The sequence below is a fragment of the Bifidobacterium sp. genome (assembly GCF_051876855.1).
In the GTDB taxonomy this organism is placed as follows: Bacteria; Actinomycetota; Actinomycetes; order Actinomycetales; family Bifidobacteriaceae; genus Bifidobacterium.
The window spans coordinates 12,249-18,166 of sequence record NZ_JBJEIH010000003.1; the positions used below are offsets into that span (position 1 = coordinate 12,249).

The following is a 5,918-nucleotide window of genomic DNA, read 5'->3' on the forward strand; positions in this document are numbered from 1 at the left end:
CGTTCCGCACGCATATGGCGGTCACTGGGCATTACCGGTTCGATGCCTCGCGCGTCCCACAATCGGTGATCAAAACTTGGTCCGGGCCGTTGCCGCGGTGAACCCGTCCCTGACGGCGATGGCTGGAAGAAAGCGACCGCAATATTGCCGAGAATGATGATTGCGTAGCTAGCGGAGCCAACACACCTACCACCGCCGCCACCGCCGTCTGCCGCGTCCGGTCCGCAACAGGCAACCGCCCGCTCACAAGGATGACCACGGCTGAAGATATCCTTGACATCGCTTGCGTGCCCATGTGTGGCAAACCATCCGGCCGTGGTCAACGCGCATGACATCATGACGGCCGGGCGGGGACATGGGGCAGGCGGGGCCGGCCCTCACGTTCGTTCTCTGCCGAATCCGCCCGAATCCAGAGAACGGAACACGTCATGATCCAGGACATCATATGAGCCATCTGCCACAGGCTGCCCATGCACGGCAGCGCACCACAACATCCATCATCAGCCGCATCCGTACAGGATTCGCCGCCACGCTCACCATCGCCGTAATCGCGTCCCTCGGCGCGTGTGGCACCGCCGGAACATCCGCGAACGGACTGACCAAAACCACCTTCATGCTCTCCTGGGCGCCCGACACCAACCATATCGGCGTGTATGTGGCCAAACACAACGGGTATTTCAAACGAGCCGGTCTAGACGTCGATATCGTCGCCGTCGCCCAGGCGGGCGCCGAACAGTCGGTCAACAACGGTGTCGCGGATTTCGCCCTGTCCAATCTCACCAATGTCTCCACTTACAGCCTCAAAGGCGCCACGCTCAAGCAGGTGCTGCAAGTGCAGCGCAAGCCGAGCGCCATCTGGTGTTCTCTGGCTTCGAACACGTCCATCACCCGCCCGCGGGATTTCGACGGGAAAACCTTCGCCACCTTCGGCACGAACGAATCCGACGCGGTCATCAAGCAGATGATTCAAACCGACGGTGGCAAAGGGCAATTCGACAAAGTGACGGTCGGCACGTCCACATTCCAGACCCTGTCCAGCGGCAAAGCGGATTTCGGCGGGTTCTACGCGACCTGGGAAGGCGTTCAGGCCGATATGTACGGCCCGAAGCTCAACTGCTTCACCGAACCAGACTACGGGGTGCCCGGCAATGCGGACTCCATCGGCATCATCACCAATAGCAAGACCATCAAGAACAATCCGAAACTGGTCAAGGCCTTCACCCAAGCCGCGCAGCAAGGTTACGAGTATGCGTATGCGTATCCTGACAAAGCGGCGCAGATCCTCGTGGACGAAGCCCCGGAAGCCAATCTCAAACTCGCATTTGTCAAACGCAGCATGCATGTCATCGTCGACGGCCAGTATTGGGGCAATCCGAAGGATATCGCCTCAGGCAAACTCGTCTTCGGCACCAACGACACCGTTTCCACGCAGCAGTATTTCGACTTCCTTGCGAAAGCCGGCGCCTATACGGATGCCTCCGGCAAGGTGGTACGCACCGCACCGAAGGCCAAGGACCTGGTCACTGACCGGTTCCTCGCCCGATAATCCCGACGCCGGCGGCGCGTTCTGGGCAGATTGACCTGTCCGTCGGACGGAAAGGTCCAACGCGCGATATCATGGGAACAGACGCCATGTGATTCGTGCGGGCTGGACGCCCGCCGAACAGTCGAGGGAGAGAAGATCATGGATCCGCAGAACCAGACGGGTGACACTGGTGACACCGGTGAGGCAGGGGCTGCCGGCGATTCGCAGGACATCGCCGCGCCCATCATACTGGATGCCGACACCGGCACTGATGACGCGCTCGCCATCGGCCTGCTGATGGCGTATGCGCCTGAAAGGCTGGTATCGGTCGTCGCCACGTACGGCAATGTCATCCAGTCGGTGGCGCAGCAGAACGCGCGTGACGTGCTCAACCTCCTTGGCGGTTCGAAGATTCCGGTGCTGGACGGGTGCCGTTGTCCTTCATGGGCTGAAGGATTCGCAGCGGACAAGGCCTGCGCTCATTTCCACGGGGATAACGGCATCGCCGACTTGAATATCGACGATTACGCGCGCATGGAAACCACCGCAGGCGGCACCGCATCCGTGCTGTACAACGGTGCGGTCTACGACTTCTCCTCGAACAACATCGATTTCACCGCCGCCGGGACCGTTTCCGCCGGCATGTTCGGAGACAATCAGAAGGAAGCGAAGAAGAAGCAGCGGCAGGCATCATGGCAGGACGAGGTGCAATCGCTTCAATCCGCCCAGCCTGACGTGCGGGAGAAGCTGTCATCCCCGGTCATTTCGATTGGCGGATACCTGCCCAAGCAGCCGGTCGACACCTCAGGGCCGCAGCGTGGGCGGAACACGCTCGGCACACTCGCTGACGAATACGGCAAGGTCGAGATGGAAATCATGCCGGGCGACACCGCGGGGGTCAAAGCCATCATCGACGGCGTCCGTCAGTGGGGCAAGAACCTGACCGTGATTTCGACCGGTCCGCTAACCGACATCGCCGCCGCTATTACTCTTGCCCCTGATATCGCGCCTCAATTGCGGCTCGTGATGATGGGCGGGGCCCTGACCCAGCAGGGCAACTGCTTCGATATGGTCAGTGAGACGAATATCATGCAGGACCCCGAGTCCGCCGACCTAGTGTTGCGCTCACAGGCGGATGTGACGATGATCGGCTTGGATGTCACCCATCGGTGCCTGCTGCCGTCGGAGCTGACCGAGCCGTGGTCGCAGATCGATGGCGGTGTCGGCAGGTTCTTCGCCGATCTCGCCTCGTTTATGATCAAAGCGAATGAGGAGGCCGACCCGGCATTCGCCGTCGGCGCGCCTATGCATGACCCGCTTGCCGTGGCGGCCGCGCTTGATCCGACGCTTGTGCAGACTTTCGACATCGCGCTGCGGGTGGATTTGGCGACCGGTGACCGTCAGGGTGTGCGTGGCCGCACCATCGGCGATATGACGCGTCTCAACGATCCGACGGCGTCGTGCACACATGTGGCGATCGCCGTGGATTCCATGAGGTTCCTCAACATGTTCACCGGCGGCATTTCCGCGTTGTCCCAGCGTTTGGCACAGTAACGGCGCTCAGTCACGAATTGCAAGTCGCATGTCGTGCGGGTTGCGGGTCGCGTAGCTGTGCGTTGTCGGCGGCCCTGCGTCTCGGCGGTTATGCCGTCAAACAACCTTGCTGCCAAGTCGTCATGCGGTCATGCCGTCATGATGGAATATCGTCGAACCGAATCCGGCGTTGGCGTCGGATACGACGGCATACGGACACAGGGAGGCAATGTGAACGGCGAACGGTCTGCTGAGCATCAACCGGTCACCATCCGCGACGCGCGGGAGAGCGACCTTCAGACGATTACCGATATCTACAATCAAGCGGTGGTCGCCGGTGGTTCGACCGCCGATCTGGTGCCGCGCACCCTCGAGCAGCGCAGGCAGTGGGTGGATTCGCACCGGCCGCGTGACCGCTACCCGGTGGTCGTGCTTGAAGATGCATCCGGGCGTGTCATGGCCTTCGGGTCACTGTCGAAATTCCATCCGCGCGAAGCATACGACGGCGTGGTGGAACTCAGCTATTACGTTGATGAGCGTGCCCGTCACCGCGGGTACGGGACGGCTGTGGTCGCCTGGCTGCTCGACGCGGCGCGCACGCGCGGCTACCGCATCGCGACCGCCCTGATTTTCGCGTCGAATGCGGGCTCAATCGCGCTGATGGACCATTTCGGGTTCGAACGGTACGGTTTTCTGCCGCAGGCGTGTTTTGACGGCACGCGGTATCTTGATATGTCCTACTGGTGGTTGCCGCTGAGCAATGACTGAAATACCGGGCGTCACGCATGTTCGGCCGTCGCGAATCGCAGACCGGCGCCGCACCGGCGAGTCAGCCGTGGCGGGTAGGATTGGCCATTCTGGTAGCGAATGATTGCATGATGAGCTGCGCCCGGTATGCGGCGGGCGGCGGCGATGAGGGAGAGGAACGGCATGGCGTCTGATTTCTGGCTGGTGGTAGGTTTGGGCAACCCGGGCAAGCAATACGAGGGCACCCGGCACAATATGGGATTCATGGCGGCGGACGTCCTGGCCGAACGCTGGTCGGTGAACTTCAGCGACCATAAGGGCATCGCGATGCTTGGCAAGGGCGTGATGAACTTGCAAGGCAAGTCGATTAAGTTCTTCCTCGCCAAACCACTCACGTACATGAACGAATCGGGTACTGCGGTGGCATCCATCAGCTCCTACTATCAGATTCCGCCCGAGCATGTCGTGGTCATCCACGACGATATGGACCTTGAATTCGGCCGTATCAAAGTCAAAGCAGGCGGTTCCGCCGGCGGGCACAACGGCATCAAGTCCATTGACCGTTCGCTTGGTACCAACGCGTACGCGCGTGTGCGGCTTGGAGTGGGGCATGCCCGTCGAGGCCCGAACGCGCATGACAACACCGTCAACTGGGTGTTGGGCGGATTCGGCCCGGACCAGCGCAAGCAGCTGCCTGAATTCCTCGCCGATGGTGCCGATGCCGCTGAAACCATTATCTTCTCCGGGCTGAGCCGCGCGCAGGAGCAGTTCAATGGCCGGTGAGCAGCATACGCCCGCGGCGCCGTCCGCTACTGCCGCTGCACCCTCCACACCCGCGGTTCCGCCTGTTGCGCCGACCGCCGGAGCGCTTTCCGGACTGCTCGACCAGCTCGATCACGACCGGTCCTTCCATGATTTGTCGCACGGACTGGTCGACGTGCCTGCGAATGAGGGCAGCGAGCCGATGCTCAATGTGGAAGCCGTGCCCGGCATTCGTCCGGCTCTCGCAGCGGCGACCGCACAGCGAGCCCCAGTCGTTGCCATCGTGCCTTCGGGACGGGAATCGCAGGAAGCAGTTGAGGCGATTCGCAGCTGGTATGACGGCGATCCGCAGGATATCGCGGAACTTGAGGCCTGGGAGACGCTGCCGCATGAACGGCTCTCCCCGCGTGCAGACACGGTCGCGTCCCGCATGGCGGTATTCCGCCGTTTGACGCATCCGGAACCCGGGAACGCCCTGTTTGGACCGATTAAGGTTCTGGTCATGCCGGTGCGTTCGCTCATCCAGCCGGTCGTCGCCGGGTTGGGCGATGTCGAACCGCTGGTTTTTACGGCGGGGGAGGAGCTTCCGCTCGACCAGGCCGCGGCCCGTCTTGTCGAGAACGCCTACACCCGCGTCGATCTGGTCATGGACCGCGGACAGTTCGCGGTGCGCGGCGGTATCCTCGACGTGTTCCCGCCGACCATCGCTCATCCGGTCCGCATCGAATTCTTCGGCGATGAAATCGACACTATCAAGGAGTTCCACGCCTCCGACCAGCGCACTTACGGCGATGGCCTACATACCGTCTGGGCGACGCCATGCCGTGAACTGCAACTGACGCAAGCGGTGCGTGACCGCGCGAAATCGCTCATCGGGCAGATTCCCAACGCCGAGGACATGCTCGCCTCCATCGCGGACGGCATCCCCGTGGAAGGCATGGAATCCCTGATGCCTGCGCTGATTGACAACATGGAGCCGGTGCAGCGCATGCTGCCCCAAGGTGCGGTCATCATGCTCTCCGACCCGGAACGGTTGCGTCGGGCAGCGGACGACCTGACGAAAACAGCCAACGAATTCCTCGCCGCCAGCTGGCATGTCGCCGCCAGCGGCCATGGGGCAGGCGCGCCGATCAGCTTCGACCAGGCGAGTTTCCTCGACTACGAGGAGACCGTCAGCTCGCTCGCCTATTCGCGCGATGAGGTGTGGAAACTCGCTGATTTCGGCGTGGACCCAGGCCTGCCGGGCAATGTGCGCATCGGCGCAAGCTCCCCGCAAGAATACCGTGGCGACGAGTCGAAAGCCGCCACCGGTATTGAAGGGCTGATTGACGCCGGATTCGTCGTGACCATC

The 5,918-nt window shown here is 62.0% G+C and carries 4 protein-coding genes and 1 pseudogene; all 5 read left to right on the plus strand.

All coding sequences use genetic code 11. The annotated features are described in order from the left end of the window. Window positions 1-445 precede the first annotated feature (445 nt). Window positions 446-1,546 (plus strand): ABC transporter substrate-binding protein, encoded by a 1,101-nt coding sequence (locus tag ACI38B_RS00065; protein WP_439729015.1) that lies wholly within the window; start codon window positions 446-448, stop codon window positions 1,544-1,546. Between the two features lie 138 nt (window positions 1,547-1,684). Next, window positions 1,685-3,079: a nucleoside hydrolase gene (locus tag ACI38B_RS00070; protein ID WP_439729016.1), complete on the plus strand. Its 1,395-nt coding sequence runs from the start codon at window positions 1,685-1,687 to the stop codon at window positions 3,077-3,079. Window positions 3,080-3,289: 210 nt separating this feature from the next. Continuing rightward, window positions 3,290-3,826 (plus strand): GNAT family N-acetyltransferase, encoded by a 537-nt coding sequence (locus ACI38B_RS00075; protein ID WP_439729017.1) that lies wholly within the window; start codon window positions 3,290-3,292, stop codon window positions 3,824-3,826. A 162-nt stretch (window positions 3,827-3,988) separates the two neighbouring features. Then, window positions 3,989-4,588 carry an aminoacyl-tRNA hydrolase gene (pth, locus tag ACI38B_RS00080; RefSeq protein ID WP_044092061.1) on the plus strand — a complete coding sequence of 200 codons (600 nt, stop codon included), beginning with the start codon at window positions 3,989-3,991 and terminating at the stop codon, window positions 4,586-4,588. Further along, window positions 4,578-5,918: pseudogene (locus tag ACI38B_RS00085) on the plus strand (transcription-repair coupling factor); the annotation flags it as partial. The gene pth and the pseudogene ACI38B_RS00085, both read left to right, overlap by 11 nt.

Bases quoted from the DNA above. Each gene is read 5' to 3' on its own strand.
- pth (WP_044092061.1), top strand. From the start codon at position 3,989: ATGGCGTCTGATTTCTGGCTGGTGGTAGGTTTGGGCAACCCGGGCAAG.
- ACI38B_RS00070 (WP_439729016.1), top strand. From the start codon at position 1,685: ATGGATCCGCAGAACCAGACGGGTGACACTGGTGACACCGGTGAGGCA.
- ACI38B_RS00065 (WP_439729015.1), top strand. From the start codon at position 446: ATGAGCCATCTGCCACAGGCTGCCCATGCACGGCAGCGCACCACAACA.